The 20,919-nt window shown below is 33.1% G+C and carries 15 protein-coding genes; 2 read left to right on the plus strand and 13 right to left on the minus strand.

Annotated elements, in window-relative coordinates; all coding sequences use genetic code 11:
• Positions 1 to 1,002, plus strand: coding sequence for a type II toxin-antitoxin system HipA family toxin (locus tag ACZ9HT_RS09080; protein WP_476040160.1), 1,002 nt, complete (start codon positions 1 to 3; stop codon positions 1,000 to 1,002).
• Between the two features lie 138 nt (positions 1,003 to 1,140).
• Here the strand turns inward: ACZ9HT_RS09080 and ACZ9HT_RS09085 are convergent, their stop codons facing one another.
• The gene (locus tag ACZ9HT_RS09085) at positions 1,141 to 2,244 is read right to left on the minus strand and encodes a nucleotidyl transferase AbiEii/AbiGii toxin family protein (RefSeq protein WP_476040161.1); all 1,104 of its coding nucleotides are present in this window, start codon (positions 2,242 to 2,244) and stop codon (positions 1,141 to 1,143) included.
• Complete coding sequence (locus ACZ9HT_RS09090; RefSeq protein WP_476040162.1) at positions 2,237 to 3,004, minus strand: DUF6577 family protein; 768 nt, start codon at positions 3,002 to 3,004, stop codon at positions 2,237 to 2,239. Before ACZ9HT_RS09090 ends, ACZ9HT_RS09085 begins: the two co-directional genes overlap by 8 nt.
• Positions 3,005 to 3,749: 745 nt before the next feature.
• On the opposite strand from ACZ9HT_RS09090, the gene ACZ9HT_RS09095 reads away from it, so the two are divergent.
• Positions 3,750 to 3,899 carry a hypothetical protein gene (locus tag ACZ9HT_RS09095; RefSeq protein WP_476040163.1) on the plus strand — a complete coding sequence of 50 codons (150 nt, stop codon included), beginning with the start codon at positions 3,750 to 3,752 and terminating at the stop codon, positions 3,897 to 3,899.
• A gap of 267 nt (positions 3,900 to 4,166) precedes the next feature.
• Here the strand turns inward: ACZ9HT_RS09095 and ACZ9HT_RS09100 are convergent, their stop codons facing one another.
• The 11 genes from ACZ9HT_RS09100 to ACZ9HT_RS09150 form a co-directional block, all read right to left on the minus strand.
• Entirely contained in the window at positions 4,167 to 9,854 is a 5,688-nt protein-coding gene (locus ACZ9HT_RS09100) for an Eco57I restriction-modification methylase domain-containing protein (RefSeq protein ID WP_476040164.1), read from the minus strand.
• Positions 9,854 to 10,534: a hypothetical protein gene (locus ACZ9HT_RS09105; RefSeq protein WP_476040226.1), complete on the minus strand. Its 681-nt coding sequence runs from the start codon at positions 10,532 to 10,534 to the stop codon at positions 9,854 to 9,856. Before ACZ9HT_RS09105 ends, ACZ9HT_RS09100 begins: the two co-directional genes overlap by 1 nt.
• A gap of 125 nt (positions 10,535 to 10,659) precedes the next feature.
• A complete protein-coding gene (locus tag ACZ9HT_RS09110; protein ID WP_476040165.1) occupies positions 10,660 to 12,951 on the minus strand; it encodes a JAB domain-containing protein in 2,292 nt (763 codons plus the stop codon).
• A 35-nt stretch (positions 12,952 to 12,986) separates the two neighbouring features.
• Positions 12,987 to 13,691 carry a hypothetical protein gene (locus tag ACZ9HT_RS09115; RefSeq protein ID WP_476040166.1) on the minus strand — a complete coding sequence of 235 codons (705 nt, stop codon included), beginning with the start codon at positions 13,689 to 13,691 and terminating at the stop codon, positions 12,987 to 12,989.
• Positions 13,681 to 14,550 carry a M23 family metallopeptidase gene (locus ACZ9HT_RS09120; protein WP_476040167.1) on the minus strand — a complete coding sequence of 290 codons (870 nt, stop codon included), beginning with the start codon at positions 14,548 to 14,550 and terminating at the stop codon, positions 13,681 to 13,683. Before ACZ9HT_RS09120 ends, ACZ9HT_RS09115 begins: the two co-directional genes overlap by 11 nt.
• Before the next feature lie 4 nt (positions 14,551 to 14,554).
• The gene (locus tag ACZ9HT_RS09125; RefSeq protein WP_476040168.1) at positions 14,555 to 16,543 is read right to left on the minus strand and encodes a type IV secretion system DNA-binding domain-containing protein; all 1,989 of its coding nucleotides are present in this window, start codon (positions 16,541 to 16,543) and stop codon (positions 14,555 to 14,557) included.
• Positions 16,544 to 16,583: 40 nt separating this feature from the next.
• Complete coding sequence (traN, locus tag ACZ9HT_RS09130) at positions 16,584 to 17,453, minus strand: conjugative transposon protein TraN (protein ID WP_476040169.1); 870 nt, start codon at positions 17,451 to 17,453, stop codon at positions 16,584 to 16,586.
• Positions 17,446 to 18,669 carry a conjugative transposon protein TraM gene (traM, locus tag ACZ9HT_RS09135; RefSeq protein WP_476040170.1) on the minus strand — a complete coding sequence of 408 codons (1,224 nt, stop codon included), beginning with the start codon at positions 18,667 to 18,669 and terminating at the stop codon, positions 17,446 to 17,448. The genes traN and traM overlap by 8 nt, the downstream gene beginning before the upstream one ends.
• Positions 18,659 to 19,024 (minus strand): hypothetical protein, encoded by a 366-nt coding sequence (locus ACZ9HT_RS09140; RefSeq protein ID WP_476040171.1) that lies wholly within the window; start codon positions 19,022 to 19,024, stop codon positions 18,659 to 18,661. The genes traM and ACZ9HT_RS09140 overlap by 11 nt, the downstream gene beginning before the upstream one ends.
• Positions 19,024 to 19,638 carry a conjugative transposon protein TraK gene (traK, locus tag ACZ9HT_RS09145; RefSeq protein ID WP_476040172.1) on the minus strand — a complete coding sequence of 205 codons (615 nt, stop codon included), beginning with the start codon at positions 19,636 to 19,638 and terminating at the stop codon, positions 19,024 to 19,026. The genes ACZ9HT_RS09140 and traK overlap by 1 nt, the downstream gene beginning before the upstream one ends.
• A gap of 44 nt (positions 19,639 to 19,682) precedes the next feature.
• Entirely contained in the window at positions 19,683 to 20,918 is a 1,236-nt protein-coding gene (locus ACZ9HT_RS09150; protein WP_476040173.1) for a TraJ family protein, read from the minus strand.
• Between the last annotated feature and the right edge of the window lies 1 nt (position 20,919).

Below are 20,919 nucleotides of genomic sequence, written 5' to 3' on the forward strand. Positions count from 1 at the left end.
ATGGAATTAAAGTTCACCAATTGTCCGGGAAGTTTAAAAGAAGGATTTTCCTCGTATAGCCCAGCCGTTCTAAAAAAAATGTTTCTTGGACGGAAAGTAAGTCCTGTTCTGCCTTATGCATCTCCAACTAATAAAAAGGAAAAGAAAACTTTCAATGAAAATCAAACTCATATTTCCATTTCAGGATTTCAGGAAAAATATTCTTTAATTCTTGATGGAAAGAATCTTCGCTTAACTCATAAAGATGAATACGGACAGTATATACTAAAACCAATATCTGACTTACCAACAAACAATGAGTATGCTCCTGGTAATGAACATTTAACGATGCAGATTGCACAACAAATTTTTAAAATGGAAGTGGCTGAAAACTCACTGATATTCTTTGAAGACGGTAGTCCTGCGTATATTACAAAACGTTTCGAAAGATTAGAAAATTCTTCACTCGTCGATAACAAAAAGGAAAATAAGTTAGCTGTGGAGGACTTTGCATCATTGTTGCAAAAATCTCCGGCAACGCATGGTGAACAGTATAAATATGAAGGGAACTACTTTGAACTTTTTGAAACCTTGCAAAGATATATTCCGGCCTGGAAAGTGGAAGCACCAAAATTGTTCACATTGATTCTTTTCAACTATTTGTTTTCAAATGGTGATGCTCATTTAAAAAATTTTTCAATCATCGAAACGCAGCAGAGAGATTACAAGTTAAGTCCAGCTTATGATTTATTGAATACCAGAATCCATGTTGAAGATTCTAAATTTACTTTAAAAGAAGGACTCCTGCCTAAATCTATTGCAAAAGGAAATGATTCACTACAGTTTATTCTATTAGGTGAAAAAGCAGATATCCCTAAAAAAATCATTGAGAAGATTATGCGTAATTTAACTTCAAGCCAGGAAAAAATAACTCAACTTATTGACTATTCTTTTCTGAATGAAAAATTAAAACGCAATTACCTGCAAGCTTATCAGGGAAGATTGAATACATTAAAGAAATAGATGTTATAAAGAAGACATCATTCTTTAAGTTAGCAACCTTATTGAGATTAAAAACACCAAACTGAAACAGTCTGGTATTTTTATTAAATATTAATGATGCTTGCAACATAATATATATTTTAAATCCATTTTTTAATTTTAAAGTAACTTCACCGCCTTATACCAATAATAAAATATTGACTTGTCAGGTTGTCGCTTCAGTTTGTTTAAAAATGCCCAATCAGTATTCTCAATAGTGAGTTGGCTAATGTCCTGATCGTTGTAATATTCTATTTCAATGATTTCAGAATGTAGCAATATTGCATTCAAATAAGCTATTCTGGCCGAAGCTGCCATTGCATCTTCAATTCTAAAATGTCCATTCATTAAGAATGCACTACCAAAACTATTGATACCTGAACTCAAATCTGCAAACTTCTTTTTTGTTTCTGCAGTTGGGTTACTTTCTCTTCGAGCAATAATAGCACAGGTATTTATGGAATCCAATAATACATCTGTTTCAGTAAGGGTTCTTTTATTGAAATCTTCAGTAGAACTTCGATAGGATAGTTCTGCCTTTGAAAATGCAGAAAAACTTTCCTTTACTATTTTTAAGTCAGTTATATTTTCAAATAGTTTTCCTAAATCAAATAATTGTTTGCAAATTTCCATTGCAAAAAGTTGATTGTGCTTATAGTAAGGAATCCCTATAGTTTCTGGTGCAAAGGCAGTGAGTTTATCACCGCAAATAGCATTTATGGATGGTGTGGTTACAGTTGTTGCAATTCCTTCAATTGAAAGCCACGGCGTATTTACTGAAGACTTAATAAGTTCCGGATAGTGTGGACTGTCAAAAAGGATGTCAAGTAAAATTGTTCCCGGAACAGGAGGATTATAAACTGAATCAAATTCAAAAGTATAATGAGCCTTCGGGACGCCTTCTTTGTAACTTCTACGTTCATTCATAATATGTTTTGAAAAGTGAGATTTAGTAACTACAGAATCTAGTATTTGTTCTAATGATTCACGATCTACGCTGGAAATAATATCAATATCGATTGAAAACCGATTATCTTTCTCTAACAATAATACTAATGATGTTCCGCCTTTAAAGACAAAATCAAGTCCGGCTGTTTTTAAATGTTCAAGCAATGATAGTGCGTGAACCATTTTTTCCAGAATGGTAACATTAATACCTTTATGTTCCTTTTTTAAACGAAAACTGTCTAACCACTCTTTTGTAAAACTTATTTTATCAATCATATTGTATATCTTCCAGAAAATTTGGAATGTGCTGGCTTATAAATGATTTAATCTCTTCTTCTTGTTTACGTCTCTTTGCGTAGCTGAATAGTTTTGTTAGATTGATATTGTAACGCTCTATTATCCTTTCAAAAATGTGTATCAATTCAGAACCTTGATAGAAATGGAACAGATTTTCATCTGCAAATAAATCTACTATTATCTTTTCAAGTGTAGAAATGGGAATGGTCGTTTTTTTATATTTTATTTTATCAATTGGAGCTCTAGTGACAAGTCTTTTTATGACTATTGGAAAAGAACTTTCAGAGATATAGAATTTGATTTGCTTTTCATCGGGATTTAAAAAAAGGTTCATTTTTAGGGAATCATTTAGATAATAATAAAGTGACTCTTCAAACTCCTTTTCTACTTCTACGACAATCATTTCATTAGATGTCTGGTGTTGCGAAAACTCGTTAAGCCATTGAGTTTCCCATATAGAATATTTAATATCTTTAAACCGTTCTATAGTTTTTCGGGCAATCTTTACAGCATTATCCGAGAGCACTGGTCTGTATATAGATTTATAGGAAATAACATACAATTCACTCCCAATAGTTTTGAGGATATTCTTTTTTTTAAGGTCGTAAACCCGCCAATTAAAAGTGCTATTCTTTAGATTTGGTTCAAAATTCAAATAGAATTCATAAAGTTCACTGCGACCAAATGAGGATCGCTCTTTAAATGCTTCTATAATCTTATTTTCTATAATCTTTGCCATAATCGTCAAATCAAATCTTTGCCAAAAATACGAAAAAGTGGCGTAAATTTGAAAAATAATTGTTAATAATTTTATAGATGAAACTGTTAATTTTTGAGGAATGATATAATTTTTGGCAGATAACCTTTTGTAACTGACTTAATTAGTCAGCCATGAAAAACCATTCAATTTACTGATTATTAGTTAATTATATGTGATATTGCTTGCTTATTTCTGCCACTTTACGTATTTTTATGGAGTAAACCTTGCATATTTTATTTATTATTTCCAAACAAATATCGTCTCCACAGGCAAATTTTTTCTTCTATCTTGAAGATACGCTCAACAAAAATCACCCATTGTTTATTTTGAGCAATCGTATTGACTGGCAAATCTTTCATCATGCTTTTGCCACTATACTGCGCCGATAGTGGTTGTACTGCAAAGCCAATTCGGTAATGGATCGATTGTTAATTTTAAAACATCTTCGCAATGTTCCGATGAAAGTGTGGTAGAACAATGGACGGAAAATTTGTACTCCAATATTTTTGCGGACTTTAACAATTTTCCACAGATTTCCCCTGTGCTTCGAGCGATTTGACTCATTTTCGTAAGAGAGTTAAGGAAGCAGGAATAGAACTAGTCTTTAAAGAGAGCATTCGGATTAATGGAAAAGATAGTGATGATTCGGATATAAGTGTTGATACAACCGCTCAGGAAAAAAATATTACGTTTCCAACGGACAGTAAGTTGAATAAAAAAATGCATGGATATTTCTAAAAAAGAAAACATTATTCTACGCCAAACCTACACCCGAACTCTTAAAAAATTGAGTGTGGATCAGCGGTTTCGCAATCATCCAAAAAATAAAGGCAAAGCTCGAAAAGCAGACAGAAAATTAAAAACCATTGTGTAATCTTCCCTAAAATATTACCTGTTATTGCTTTAGATATAATTATTCCTAATTAAGACATACACCATATGTAATGCAAATAAAACCAACGGTTAAAGTAAAGAGAAAATTTATACGTTATTTTTTGATTGTTAAATACTCTCCCGTCTTAAAGGATCTGTAAAAATCCTTGTTGTTTAATAATTCTCCTTTGTCAATCATAACTGTATAAATTTTAAAAATATTAGAAAATTAATAGAACGTTGCTTACCATTTCATTTTTAAAATTCATTATCTCCTCCTTCCACTGAATTCTTTCTGCTCTACCTCTATATTTTCATTTATGTTGATTTCTAAAGTATTATAAGCAGACATCAATACATCTGGCTTATTATAATCGACTTTTCTAAACAAAACGCAGTTCTCAACAGCCCTCTCCTTCACATAATCTTTATTCTCATTCATCATCAATTGTTGCTCTTTCTCTTTTTGATACTGAGCAATTAATACTTCTTTTGTTATCGGAAGTTCTTCCAATTTCGCATCGAGTTTCGCAATATTATCTTCGGTAGCTTTCGTTTGTTTTTCGATTTCTTTAACATTAACACCTTTCCCAGCAAGATTTTCAATTGTTTTTTGAACTTCGACTTTAGCCAGATCTACAGTTTTCTGATAAAAAGGAAGTTGGTTTTTCCAATACTCAGAATTGCCGTCCTCTGAATCTTTTGCATAGCCTAAAATCCTGTTGTAAGAATGTTCTGCCTTGGTAACATCCTCTTTTACTTTAATAAAATCTTCATACTTTCTCAATACAAAAACAATATCTGCAAGAAATTTATTTTTTTCGCTCTCAATTCTTTTCTTCATTAATTCAATTTCAATATTCGCTCTCGTCTCAGGATTGGTGATGATTGAAGTTTTCAATTCCTGCGTACTGATGTCGGAAATATCTAAAACATTCGCTCCCTTTTTCATCGCTTCTAAATATCTCGCTTGTTTTGACTGTAATTTTTGAAGCATAAAAACATCAATACTATCATTGGTAAGCATGAAGTTTACACGTACGTTTTCATTTTTATTACCTTGTCTCCACGCTCTTCCTTCTATCTGCCGCAGCGACGTAAAGTTGTACGGTAGCGTCAGTAAATAAACGTCGGTTGTATTTTCTTGAAGATTCATTCCTTCTTGAATAGCTTCGCTTCCGATAATAACTTTAATTTTTCCAGAATTAAAATCATCCTGTATGGAAATTCGTTGCTTCTTACTTGTTGCTCCAGTAATGATTCCTATTTCTTCAGGTTTAAAACCCACTTCATTAATAAGATATTCTTTCAATTTCGGAAATTGAGAAACTGCTAATTCAGAATAAATAATTTGTCCAGAATCTGGGATGTCTTTTTTGTTCTGACGAATCAGATTCATTGTTTCAAGCAATTTTGGTGAATTTTCTATAAACTCTTTCGTGGAAGGATCTTCACCAGTATAATAAAGCGATAAATAGGGAGAAAACGCAATTAAGCGAGCGTTAAGAATATGCGTTAAAATTGCACCTTTCTCCGTATGATTGAAGTTTTCATTGAGTAAAGTATATTGTTCTTTCGTCAGATCGTTCTGTTCAATTTTAAACTCTTTATTGATTTTTTTTGGACGAATCAATTCACCATTATCTTCCTCCCCTTTTACATCAATAAATTCCGAAAGGAGTTGTTGGAACAGCGAATTATTTTTAAATCTTCGGACATTTGCTTTAAACTTCACATCGCCTTTTGCATCAATTTCCATATCGTTATCCGCTTCCATAAAGGTTTCAAAGAAAGTATTCACATTGAAATACCCAGACTCTTCTAAACGTTTATTTGCAATCAAAGATAAAATAGAATAATATTCCAAAGGTTTGTTGGTAAAAGGAGTTGCAGAAAGAAGAGTAACATTTCTACCATTCTGTTTATCCTGAATATATTGAGCTGCCATCCAAGTATTAATCCCCAATTTTGAAGTTTGCTGATTTTGATTTCTAAAATCTGAGGAAAATCGTCGGTCTTCAATTTTCACTTTCCCGACAATATGGTTGGCGTTATGAATTTCATCGTAAGTCAAATGATCAAATCCGAAATCCTCCCAATCATATATTTTCCCACGTTTCATTTTCCCTTCGATTTCTTTTTCTTTCTGCAACTCTATTTGATGATCTCTTTCAGTATTCGTAATACTTTTCAACTCATTTGCTGAGATATAGTTAAATTTAGAAGACAGTTTTTCAGTAATGTCGCTTGAAAACCCAATATTATTAAAGCCTTCATAAGTCACGATGGTAATTTCTCCGTCTTTATTATCAAACTTTGACAGATCATAATCCTTACCGAGATTTCCTAAAACATTTACTCTAGCATTTGGAATGGTTTCAAAAATAGTTTCAACCCACTGCTTCAATATACTGTCATTGGGAACTACGATTAATGGTTTCTTTGCATTTCCTCTTTCCATCGCTTCGTGCATTGAAAGAATTCCGGACAATGTTTTTCCGAATCCAACTTCATGCGCCAATAACCCTACTCCTTTTGTTGTCTGTCTTCCAATCCCGGCTTTTTGAACTTCGGTCAATCTCAATTCCTGTCCTTTGAAATTTTGATGAATTTTTGAAAATAATGGGAATTTTGAATAATCCGGAACGTGAATATGATTATAATTTCGATTGAAATCTTTAATGAAACGATCTCTCAATTCTTCAGTTAATTCTTCTCGAATAAACTTTTGAAACAGATCATTGGCTGCGGCTTTTCTTCTCTCTCGAATTAAAGCATTTCGTTCCTTATCACTTCCTGTAACCGTTTCGTTATCTACAAAACTTCGTACTTCCCAAGCTGAAGAACCTGCAAAAGCTTCACTTGATAATGTTCCTACAAAATCTTTAAAATTATCTGCAAGATTGTAATTTTCCGTTACTGCTTCTGTTTGTCTGGTATTTGGATTCCAACGGTCTTTTTCTATTGGTCCTAAATCAAACTTTAATACAAATTCATGATTCGGACTAATGGAAATCTCATCTAAATTTTTAAGTTTTGGCAGCACACTTTCTAGCAATGATTTTTGCTTTTCATATTGCTTATTTTCCAGACCACCTATTCCCCAATCTTCACTGTAATCCTTTGCTAATTGTTCCAACTTTTGGTAAATATTCCCTTCAGCATAATAAAAATCATGAATATATTCTCCATTATAGTAGTTGGCAAAATCAAAGTGTCTTGTATGATTTTTTATAGTTCCATCATAGGAAGTCGCTTTAAATGCTGCACCTTGTTCCTCTGTGATATCTGAACTATTTTGCAATGATGTATTTACAATTTCATCCTGTTTTATAAACTGGTATTTTAGAATTCCCTTTTTAATAAACGGCTTAGATTGAATTTCATATTCAGAATTCCTTGTATTTTGCGATTGAAGGATCTTATCTGCTTTCTCAACGATATCTTTAATCTTTTCAAACAAAAATGAGTTGGGATTATCAGCGATCTGGGTTTGTAATTTTGAATACTTCCTAATTTCATTTAATATAGAAGGTGATTTAAATTTGATTTCATTCAATCTTAAAAGAACCTGTTCTATTTTGTCTTGAGCAGTTTCAATTGAATATTCACTTTGATTTTCAGAACTTAATTGGTTTTCTTTTTCTTTCTTTGAAATAGAAGTTTCATCAGTAGAAATAGCATTTTTAAAAGAGACTTCTTCAATTAACAAATCGTCGAAAAGGTTTCCGATTCTAAATATTTCCTTTTTATTTTGAAGATTCTCAAGCAGGTAAATAGCTTCATCTAAACTACCATAAACGTAATGCTCTGCCCTACCAAAACGATTGGTTTTCTCCCGAATCTCCCCTAAAACATTTAGTGGATTTTGCTCAAAATAGCTAGAAACATCATGACTAATATTTCGTGCTGATTTTTTTAAAATGATAATGTCCACACCTACTTGTGTCCCAGAAAACACCCCGCTCGGTAAACGGTAAGCATTCACCAAATCTGCATTTTGCATCTTCTTCTGCCGATTGATCCATCCAGATGGAAGAACCATCGCCAAAATCCCGTCGTCTTTTAAAGAATCGATTCCACGCTTAACGAAGTAATCTTCGTATTTTGAAATTTTGCTTTCTTCGCCCAATCCTTTATATAAACCCCGATGTTCACCATAAGGAGGATTACCAATCACTAAATCATATTTTCCAGAAAAAACAGTTGAACTTTTTTTATTTCCTTTTTCATCAATAAATTCAGTTTCAAAAGAACGAAGATTAATTTCTGCTTCCGGATGTAGAACTTTAGCAATTTTAGCCGTGATTTCGTTGATTTCAAAACCTGTTATTTTGAATTTTACGGCTAATCCATTTGCAGCATAAATGAAATTTCCAGTTCCTACGCTTGGTTCTAAAATAGAAATCTCATCTTGATTTTTAAAGTGTTTTTTGATCAAGTTGCGAACAGAATTAACAATTTTAAGGTCTGTATAATATTCATCTAAAATCCCTCTTCCCGCTTTTTCAATTCCTCCACTTTTAAACTGGTTGCAAATATCCTTCAACTCATCTGTAATTTTCACATGATCTTTCAGAAGGATTCTGTCATCATTAGAAACAAAACAAGTTGCAGAAACTACTTCTGCAACTTGTTCATTGGTCAGTTTTTGACCTTTACATTGATCAATTAAAATATCTAATTCCGAAATACCGGTTGAGTTTTCTAATAATCTTCCGTCCAGGGAATATTTTGTTTTTTCATTTTTTGGAGCATTACTTTGTTGTGTTCCGTCAGTGGATTGGTCATTTCCTCTTCCTGACGAACCGCTCCACTCTGACTTTGTAAATCCATTTCTAACATCGTTGCTGCCCAATCTTTGTCCGCTTGATTGATGTCCATTTTGCTCGGATTGGAAGTTTCCGCCAAGTTCACCAGAGTCTTGTTCAAGTGATTTTTGTTCCACTTGCTCAGTTTCGGATATTTTGTTTGATTTAATGGTATTGGTTTCATTTTCAGAAGAGTTTTGTTCTACTAAATTAGTATTTTTATTTTGAAGTTTTATTTTATTCTGCAGGTAATCGTTCAAATCATTATTTCCAGTTTCAGAAATATTGTACATCGAACGAATATCTTTGATTTCGATCTCATTGAAGGCTTTAAAAAGTTGCTGCGTAGCGATATTCCCTGCCTTATCTCCATCAAGGCACAGAAAAATTTTACCGGAAAAATCTTTATAACGGTCTAAAAATCTATTGATATTGGTAATCGAATTAAGCGTAATAAGTGTTCGATTATTTTTTTGATTATTTGCTTTTAAAAGTTGTAAAAAAGAAAACATGTCTGTCATACCTTCAAAAACAATCATTTCGTTTTTGGTACCTTTTAGTTCAGAAATATCATTTCTCCCAATCTTACTTTTCATTAATGGATTGCGAATTTCAATACCTTGAGAAAGATTTTCGATTCCAATTCCAAAGTATTTCTTTCCTGCAGACTCATAATGGATTTGTCGCGTATTTTCTATTAAAATATCGTTCGATATTCCTCGCTTTTCAAAATAAGAAACCAACTTTTCATTATTAGGAATAAATGAATTTGTAATAATAACTTCAGAAAAATGCACATCTTTTTTCCGAAAGTCTAGTATTTTTTTTTCTGCAACTCTACTTTGTTCCGAAACTAGTCCATTAAAATTCTTTAAAAATTGAAGTGCATCTTTCCACTCAATTTTTTCCAATTCCATTACTGCTTTTATTATTTGTCCGCCTTCACATGTTTTAAAATCATAATATTGGTTTTCTGAGACTGAAAACTTATTATTGTTTGTCCTAAAATAATAGTCATTTCCTGTTTTTCTATCAAAATTCACTTTACCTTGCTTTTCAAGATGAAGGAAATAATCTAGGACAGATACGCGATCTGAAATTTCCGCAATTTCTGCAGTCGTATAAAGAGTTGGATTTATATTCATCACTTTTTCTTTTTCACAAACTCATTAAACTCAAAAATTTCTTTGGCTTCCTCATCCCAGTTTTTTCGTAGTAATAGTTGAAGGGTGACAAAAACATCTTTCTCCTTATTATAGGAATCAATACGCTCAAGCCTTCCTCCGTAGTCGATTTCAGCGTGCTTATAAATAGAATAAGGTAAAATAGTGTCCGTTGGATAAATGTAAAATCTTGAGAAACTTTTGGCAGAGTTCACTTCAAATCGTTTGTATTTTTTATTGAACAAAACCGTGTCCCTGATATTTTTGCGATGAAGATAATTGGGAATCCATTCTTTTGAAAAAAGAGCGCCTTCTTTCTTTTTGTCAACCAAAAGTGGTTTCTTTTTTTTTGAAATTTCTGAAAGAACAACGCTGCTGCTATTTTCTTTTCCAAGCGAGTAGCATAATGAGTCTCTTATATAAAAAATTTTATAGGTGATTTCAGGAAAAGTGAGATCAGGAACTAATTCTATTAGGGTATCTCCCGAATAATTAATCCTGGATAAATGAAAATTTTGCATTTTGTCCAATCCTTTGGAAGCGTCAAAATAGACATTTGAAATAAGGTCAATTCCTCCTTTTTCGGGTTTAATTTCTTTGTTACAAGAATTTGTAATAGAAAGGAAAAACAGTGCTGGTAATATAATGGTGATTTTATGCATTCTAACAATTGTTTTTGTGGTAAACTCGTACATCTGTGATTTCATAGTAAATCGATTTAAAGAAAAAAGCGGCAAGCTTATGAATTAAGACTTACCGCTCTTTAATAGCAATTAGTAAGTAATTATTATCTCTTAATACTCTGTTCCTTGATATTGTTTTTTTCGTGCTTATTATCATTCTCCAAACCCTCCAAAGGTTTATTGGTATTAATTCTGTTCATATCCTGATCATAGAGACTCAGATTTTTGTATTGAGGATTGAGCACTGCTTTTCCTTCTACCGTTTGATCATCGTTCTCAAATTTCACTTTCACAACATTTCCTTTTTCCAAAGATTTTATAGTACTTTCTCTATATTCTGGTTTATCAAAAATTAGGTTGGACTTCTCTACAATTTGATCAGTATCGACTCCATAATTTTTGTAGAAATTTTGGAAACTGTAATTTCCTTTTTCAGTCTTAGGTTCCGCAAAATTGAGTTTAACGAAAGCTGGTTCCAGTTGTTCCGTTTTCGGATTAGTGAATTCTATCTTCACGGAACGACCTTCCAAAAGGTTGACTGCTTCTTTAGCGGTAAATGTATTTTCTCTATTTACAGGGAAATTTTGGGAGATATCTTCACCTTTCTCATTATTCAAAACGGCATGGTAGGAATTAAGAAAAACACCTCCACTTTCTGTTTTGTTGAATTTTAAGGTAAAATCAACCTTATTTCCCGGCAATGCTTTGTCTGAATTTGTTTTAATTTCAAACTGTTTTTCCGCAGAATTCATTCCCGATTCTAAATCCTTGTGAAGTTGTTCTCCCTCACCAAAACCAAGGTATTTTAATTGATTTCTTAAATAATCTACTTGGTTGAAGTCTTTTTGTGTTTCCATAATTTTTGGATTTTGATTGTTAATATGATTTAATTTATTTTCAGATTCTTTTTTTTCCTCCCGAAATCTATCTGCCCATTGTCCGCTATCACTTAATATATTTGTGTCATAACTAGATGGCATCTTGTGGATCATTTTAATTTTTTCCGACTTTTTGTAATCATTAGTTATTTCATTTTCCTGTACTTCCCCATTCATTTCTTTTTGAGTTCTAAGTACTCCACTGTCAGCAAATGATTCGTACAATTTTCTTCCATTTTCACTATTGAATAGAATAGCATCTAAAATTTCGATTCCCGAAAAATGAAGTTTTTTATTGTAGGTGTTAACTTGCTCTGGAGTGATGTTGTTTCCGTATAAAATGCACTTTGACCCACCGAACTTTGCAACTTTTCCAATGATAAAATCAAGCTGATTATCTGGCGGCATGATGAATTTCCCAACGATATTCAACTGATTGTTGAGCACAAGCAATTCCGTCTTATCAGATATGCCGAATTTTTGTGACGTAATAAATTTTGCAATATCTGTTGAACTGGTTATTTTAACTGGTTGATAATTTTCGACCAAAACCTGTTTACTGAAAGAATACGGTTGTATTTCTTTAAAAGATTGTGGGTTTGATTTCATATAAATATGTGATGATTCATTCTCATCAAATACGACATACTTTCCACTTCTCAAATTGATAATGATTCCATTGTTGACTTTTATATCTGAATCTTCTAAAGCTCTGTTTAATTTGATGATACAATCCTTATCAGCTTTTGAAACTTTCAAATTTCCGCTTGGATGGTTATGAACAAGAGTTATTGATAAGGGTTTAACTTCCAACACATTCCCTATTAAAAGTCTGTTATCTACAAATGCTGCATCAAAAGTTCCGGTAGATATATGCTGAACAAAATATCCTTTATCCTCAAAATCATAGACTAAAAAAGCATGTTCTACGGCTTCATCTTCCAATGCTTTAAATAACCACGCAACATCATCAATACTTCCTATCTTTTCATTTCCAAAGAGTTGAAGTGATTTATTCTCAGCAAAACGCCGTTCTACTAATGCAAAATCGTTGGACTGCAAAGAATTTTGTGATTCCCGTAGTAAATTGGATCCGGCACCAGTTTCATTGGGATTAAACAATTTAAAAGGTAATTTTTCGCCCGACGAGGTTTTTGCATACCTTGTTGTTTCATCTTCCTCAAAAATAAAGTTTGAGTTTGCCGATATTTTCGTTTTTGCTTCTGTTGCAATCGATTGAACTTCTTTTTCATTTTGAGTTAAACTGGGGTGGTATTTATGTTCGAGTTCTTTTCTAATTTCCTGGATGGGAACAACTGCATCGTAATCGATGAGATGTGCCTTTGTTCCTTCTTCTAATCTCACTATCAAAGATTCTCCAGTTTTAAAATAATTGAATCCCATTTTCATAAATTCCAGATTAGCAATCGCTTCATCGATGTCAGAAAATTCCATTTTCTGAAAGCCCGCAGATTCAATTTGTTCGTTGTACTTGCCTATTTCTAATGTTATGCTCATATTTAGTTTTTAGGAATGGTGGAATTTTTAACTGTTTATCTTCTGAAACCTCGCGATTTTTCATGATTTTCTTTTCGTTCGAGTTCTTCCTCTCTTATTCGATTAGCATCTTGATACAAATCAGGATCGTTCACATTAAGTTGAATATCTGACTGTTCCTGTTTTTGAGAATTACTCTCATTTTGAGAAATACCATTTACGGTGTTAATTTCTTTTGACACAATATTTAAATCGTTGGTTATTTCTTTTGCCATCTCAGGGAATTGATCAATTTTATCCTGAAGAAAACCTTTCAGTTTTAAAAGTTCAAATTTGTAGCGGTTTATCTCGCGAGCATCATTTTTATCAACGATAATTGCTGTCAATTCTCTTGCATTTTTAATTAAATCAAACTCCACCAATTTGTTGGTTTCTTTATCAATTACAAATGCTTTTTTCTCAAAATTCAATTCATTATCAGATTTTGAAAAATCTTGAATATTGGAATATTCGATTTTATCTTTGCTGTTTGTGAGGATTTCAGAAATGCTCTTATCTCTCTCCAGAAAAATCACATTCAGTCTGCTGTTATTTTCAAGGAGTTGGAAAGTTGCTCTGCTTTTGTCATTATCTGCGACAATGGTATATCCCTGCAAAAACTTTTGAATATCGTTGGCAGAAAGTTTTTTTGAAAAAGAGTTATCTGCATCGACGATTCCGTATTTTTTTAAGTCGTCAGTTGGTAAATTGTTAGTTTGCATAATAGGTTGCGATTAAATTGTTTGCTTTAATAAGATCATTTAGAAATCGGATAGGATTTATATAACTTCCACTTTCAGTAACAGAAAAATGTAAATGTGCTCCAGTAGAATTTCCAGAATTTCCACTTTTCGCGATGATAAATCCGGCTTTTACATATTCTCCGACTTTGTAATAGATTTGTGATAAATGGAGATAGGAGGTTACATAGGAATTGGAATGTTTTATTTTAATATACTTTCCACCACCGCCAGAATCCCATCCTGATTCCGTTACGATTCCGTCCATAACAGAATGTACATTTTCATAATTCGCTTTTAAATCAGCACCATTATGCATTTTCATTTTTCGAAATAGGGGGTGAATGCGAGTTCCAAAAGGTGAGGTCACCACAATTCCGTTTTTCAATGGCATAAATATTTTTGAAATTGCATTTGGTTGATCATCATTAACAAAATCATATTGTTTAATAGATGTTCTTGAATTAATTTCGGTTGAATTTTTCAATTTTTTTTTCATCATTTGTATTAAGGAATCTTCAATCTTTTTGAAATTGAGTTTTTCATTTGTATTCTTAGACAGACTATACTTGAGCATAAGCGATTTTAAAGAATCCAATTCTCTTTTCAAATCTGATTTTGAAGTAGTATTAAAGAGTTTTATTCGACTGTTTTTCTTTTTCTCATTTTCATATTTGACTTTTTCATCTTTGTCTTTTCCCACTTGCTGCACCTCTTCTTTTTTAGGGAAAACTTCATCCTTCTTTATTGAATTTCTGGTAAGCGTATTGAACTGCGCAAATAGCAGCGAACCGCAAAACAAGATTAGAAAAGTGACCTTATATTTAAATTGTAGTTTCATAATTTTAGGCTGTGATTGTTTCGTTAACAATGAGCTCTACTTCTTTATTGATTTTTCGAAAATTTGTCATTAGAACTTCTTCTTTTCGGTCATTTCCTTTTTTGTCGATGAATGAATAGTAATTTGGGAGTGCTACATAATTATTTTCCTCATTTTTAATAGCCTCCATATCAAGATCAATTTTACCATTGATTGCCGATGTTTTATACTCTTCAGTGCCATTTTCTTCACCTTGTGCGATCATCCCGACCATTTCCCCTGTTTTGAGTGCAGCGATTTTACCTGCAGGAATCATAAAATCCATTTTTTCATTAATACTGATAGTCGTTCCTTGTTGTGAAATAGATTGTGAAAAACTTTTCTGTTTAATTTTTCCAAACATTTTCTCCATCCAATCCAATGTGTTTTTATCTCTTGCTGAACCTGAAAGAATATTTCCAACAATAGCAGAGATCGTATCAGCAACTTCTTTTTTGTAGAACTGACGAAGCTGAGGAATCTCTTGAAGTCCTAGTAAGACTGCAATCTTATTGCTTCTTGCAGTGGCCACAATGTTGTCTATTTTATGAATGTAGATGGTCGGAAATTCGTCGGCGATAATTCCTCCTGATAAATTATCTTTGGAATTGATCAGTCGCAATGTTCGATTTAAAACCGATGAATACAATGCAGAATTAATATCTTGTGTTCCTGGGTCAGAAGCCAAAATTAGGATGGACGGATTTTCTTTATCTGTAATTTTCAGTTCTACTTCATCGCCTGAAAACACCCAAAAGCTTTCTTTGGTAGCCAATCGGGACAGGAATATTTTCAAAGTTCCAACTTGTCCTTCTAACTGATCAAATGCTTTATTATCATAAGCTGTTTTGAAAGGTGAAAGCAAAGAATAAATTTCTTCGTTGGTAAATAAAGTATCGAAAATATCTTTATAACTTCTATTCATAAAAGATAGAATATGAGGTAAATCCGAATACTTTCCATTTTCGAAAGTCGCAAAAAAGTAGATGCAAGAAGAAAGAAAGTTAATCGCAGATTGCGTAAAAAATGCTTCAGAACCACCTCCGGAACTAGAACCGCCTTTCTGTAAAGATGAAACCATCGACTCTGCCATCTCCTGTGCTTCCGCTAAAGTTCGGATGTATTCTTTTTTGAATGGATTAACTCTTTTAGATTTCTCAACGTCGTTCAGATTGATGACATGCAATTGATGTTGATAGTTAGAATCGCTTCTTTTCTTTATGAGATAATGATAGTAGGCGATTTTGGCCAAATCAGGAAACTTGAAATCATAAATACAAAGACAAAAACCCTTATCAATCATTTGTCGGATTGCCGGATTAATAACACCGAAAGATTTTCCAGACCCAGGCGTTCCAATAACCATCGTTCCTCGAAATGGATTAATGTTAATCCAACCTTTGTTGGTTTTTTTATTAAATCGAAAGAGGTAAGGAATATTAATCGATGTGTCAGTTTTCACCAGTTCTTGATTTTGAGCAAAGCTTTCTTCTTCAATATTCCAGCGGTCTTTGCCCATTTTCTGTTGCATCAATTTTGAAATATTATCTGCACCAACTTGCGCTACCAATGCCCCCAGAAAAGATAAAAGTGTATAAATAATTTGATAAATATTTAATGGCGGAATTACTTTCGGAAGAGTATTGTTTCCAGCTTCAGAAATAAAAACAAGGGAAGAAAACATCAGTGATAATCCGATGATTATTGGTAACAGAATTTGTTTACCGATATTTAAATCTATCTTTTTCTTTGCCCTTGTTCCTATTGCAACCAGTGTAATAAGAATGATCGTACAGATTTTAGCATTTAAAGGTGGGTAAAAAAGACCCATCTTCGCGAACTTTGTCATAAGATCAGTTACAAATGGAATTTTTGCAGAAAGAAAAAACAAAGAAGCACAATCCAACAAGACGATAAAATAAACCATCTTTTGGAAAAAACTATAGATCTTAATTTGATTCTGTTGTTCTTGCATTGTGAAATATTAGAAGTTAGAAAACTGGAGATTGAAGAGATTAAAAAGTATCTGCATTTAAAATGTCTGAATACTTCACCGTCATTTCAATGGCTCTCCCAGAGAGTTGTTCTTCCAAAAGTCGAATTTTCATCACCTTACTATTGGGATAAGTAAATTTTTTGAAAACGTAAATATTGCGGTAACTTTTCTTAAATTGTTTTTGATCGTATAATTTAAATACTGGATCAAGTGCGATACTCTGATTATTGGTTGCCTTGTAGATTTTTTTATCCTCTACAGAAAATTTAATTGCATCGATATCATAACCTAAATTGGAAGAATTTAGAAAAGTCATGTCCAAAAAGATGTAATCATTTACCACATAAACATTATTAATCTGCATCGTAAGTTTAAGACCTTTTACTTCTCGAATAGGTTTATTTAATTTCTTTTTACGCAGAATATCTAAAGAGAATCGATGCAGTTCCGAATTAGAGAACGCCATTTTAGGATACTCAAGCGGCTGCATGTCTTCAGGTTGAATTTGGATATTGGTCACGGCGTTGCTTTTAAAATCTAAATAATTGACTTTGTACTGAGCCATAAAAGATTGGCAAACGATGGTAATGATTCCTAAATTATGTACATCAATATTTTTATGAAATGAAGTTGAATCCGTTTCATTAGCATCGGTGATTTTTATTCGCGCGATATTTTCAGCAGGCAAATCACCAGTGAGATTACTGGTTGATAAATCCACAAACTGGATAGGTTCTGGCGAAATAATATGGAGACTTACTCCATTTGAAATATCTAATTTTGTTAAATCTGTTACGCGCTTTTCGGGCATTTCTGTTTGAGCAGAAATTGATAGTGATGCAAAAAGTGATAATGCAAGAAGTAATCTTTTCGATGTATGTTTAATCATTTTCATTTTGTTTAAGTTCTTTGTCATTAATAAGGAAGATGTAAGAGTTGTATTTCAGTTTTGCTTTGTTCTGGCGGATCATGTTAGAAATGGTTTTAGAAGTCGAACTGAATAAACTGCTAAAAAGACTGGTGAAAAAACTTTCTCCGCTGCTGTCCATTTGAGTTCCCTGTACAGAATTGGCACCCATTTCTCGGAGCATTTCTCGGAAATCACTTTGTGGAAAATACAATCCCTGCATTCCGTCCATGTCAAAAACAGAAAGATTGATGGGCAGAATTTCACCGTTATTTAAAATTGAAATCACATTCAAATTCACTCTCTGTAGAGAAAATCCTGATATTTGGCCATATAAAATAGACCCTTTGGTAATTTTATGTTTTCCAACATTGATGTCTTCCAGCAGGCGAAAGCGGATTCGGCTTCCGAGATATCCTTTTAAATTTTCATCAATCACTGCTTTGATAAAATCATTGTCTTTTTTCTTCGAGATTGAATTGAAACTTGGATTCAATGATGACTTATCTACGCGAAGTGTGGAGTTTAAAAAAGCGGCCATCTTTTCTTTGTTTTTTTTCAACTTTTTTTCTGAAGCTAATGTAGACTGGTATTCCGGATCTTTTGCTTTTTCCAAAGAATCCATCATCAACATTTGTTTTCTTAACATTTTCACGGGATCATTCTCTTTTTCCTGTTTTGCAGAATTTAAACCTGATGGAGAATCAGAATAATTGTTTCCCTCTCCTCTTTGTCCATTAGTTTCATTATTTAGCATGCGAATCATTTCTGCAGAACGCTGGAAATCTTTTTCATCAGAATTTATTTTTGACTGTTGCTTGTAGTAACTACCCTTTCCCAAATCAGTTGAACTTCCATTATTAAGTGCTCGAACTGTTTTAAGAGAATCGATATATCTCTTTTGTTGATCGTCAAGATTATCCGAATAATTTTGCAAACTATCTTCTTCTTTATCAATGCCGTCAAGCATTGATCTTCCATCTCCCTTTTTGAAAAAATCATCGTAAGCTGCATTTTTCGACAATATAGAATCCTGCGTTTCTCCCAGATTAAGGGATAAATCTTGGGTTACTTTCTGTGGCTGTTTTTCTTTCCCTAAATATTTTGTCGTCTGATAGCCAAGAAAAAGGATAACTGGCAGAAGAATCAATGGAAAAATATATTTTGGATGTTTAAAATTGAGTTTCTTAATGTCCATTTTTCAAAGTTTGATATTGGTTGAATAAATATTCGATTCGGAGACTGTCACTTTTAGTTAAAGGACCATTTTCTCTTTTGTTTTTTAGTTGCTGAAGTTCCTTCACCACGCCACTAATTTTCTGTTCAGTTTTATCCATGTCAGATTTTATCTGATCGCTTTTTGAATAAAGGTTTGGAATGTTATTTTTAAAAGAAAATTTCGGTGTGAAATAAAAATATTGAATGAAGATCAAACTAAAAGAAAGTTGTAAAACAATCATTACGTAACCGTAAACTTGTTTTGGGTGCTTTATAATCCAGTGTTTAAACTGAAGCGTTTGTTCTTTAACGAGGATGTATTTTTTACTGATCATTAGTAGTTAAATTTTGCTTTGTTAGACACTTCACTATTATCAAGAATTCTCCAGTTTCTCAAAAGAACACCATGAGGATTATTTGGACTTCTTATCATGTCCTCAAAATTCCCCTCGGTAATCAATTTTCGAATGATTAGGGACTTTTTCCGGTTGATCATCTGTGTACCGTAATAGATAAATTTTCTATTTGGTAAATCTATTTTTATGGAATCGTTCCTTACTGTAACCAGAGAATTTCCAGAAATAATCTGATTATAAAATCCTTTCTCTCGCAGATTCGTATATTCTTTTTTTCCACTATCATCAATGAGGTAAAGAGATTTCTCAACGTTTTCCTTGATGTATCTGTCGTCTGGCGCGAGGGTAAAAAATAAGCGGTGAAATAATTCGATCTGAGATTGATATTCCACTGGTCTGTTTAATAATTCGTCTGTTTGTTTAACCAAAATTGGAATACCGTTGTCAATCACGTACAGCGATTTCCGCGAATCTTGCACCATTTTGTAAGCCATCACAAATCCTGCAATAACAACGAAAACCGCAAAAAGTATCGATGCTATTGACACGGCTTTATTTATTTTTATTTTCTGTTCTATGTTTTTAACTAGCATGATATAAAAGTTGTAAGTGTTATACTTTAGATAGGAGATTATCATTATTTCTTATTCATTTTACCAACCGCTTTTGCAATTTCTTTAGCCGCAACTACGGTTCCTGCAACTCCGCCCGCAGCCGCTGCTGTTGCGGTTCTTCCCACTGCTTTTCCTGCGCTCGCTACCGTTCCTCCGGCGGCTTTTCCTTTGCTCATAATTCCAGCACCGCCAGCGGAGACAATTGAATCAGAAATCGAAGGAACCATCAAAATTCCTATTCCGGTTATGATATAGGCAACTGCAGGAAAAAGAGCGGTGTACATCATACCGCTGTTTTGTACGTAAACCCGAAGCGTGTTCATATCTGCAACACCGCCGGAATCAATCATGAGCGCATATCGATCGAGTTCCATTTGATATCCTGACATAATCAATTGCTGACCAATATTGATGATCGTGTAAGTGATGAAGCTGTAAAGATTAATATTGATAAACTTGGTAACCCAGTTACTAAAGGAGTTCTCAAATCCTGGTATGAGCGACATTCCTACTGCAAAAGGACCTAAAACAATTAATATATAACTCCATATTTTCTGAATAAAAAAAATTAGATAAGTACAGACCCGAAGAATGGTAAGAGAAACTGCTTCAATAATTTCTGATAATGTTTTTTGAATTTTAAATTCCATTTTCATGTACCACTCTTTAGCTGGTGAAAGTAATTTATCAACATCGATGTCAAACCAGCTGTCATCAGCTTTTTTTTCTAACTTATCTAACGTCTCTTGCTTGGCCTCCTCTTCTGCCTGAGTTTTAATAAGAATTTCTAAAATTTGATTTTGTTTTTTGAATCTTTCAACCCGAAGATCATTTGCATCTTTTTCGATGTCCTGAAAAAGAGCGATTCCCGGTTCTGCCAATGATTGTAAGGGATATTGAATCAAATGGGTAAAAGCACCCCAATACATTAAAATAAAAGCAATTATTGTGGGGCGGATCATGGGTGTAACTTCCCAAGGTCTTGCACCTTCCTGCATCTGCCAACCTAAGTAACCCAAATAACATAAAGCTCCGAACCCACCAACTGCCTGACCGAGCATTACCGCACCTGCTGACTGTGCTGCCATTGTAGTATCTAACCTAGTGAATGCTTCCATAAACCATTTTTCGAAAGCGCCATCGCCTTTTAAGAATTGAAGAAGTTTGTTATAACTTTCAGTATCCCCAGTTTGTCCAAAAACAACTGTTGGCAAAAGGAATAGTATCAGGCAAATGGTTAGTGTCAAGTATTTTTTCATG

The sequence above is a fragment of the Chryseobacterium sp. UYP7 genome (assembly GCF_056279225.1).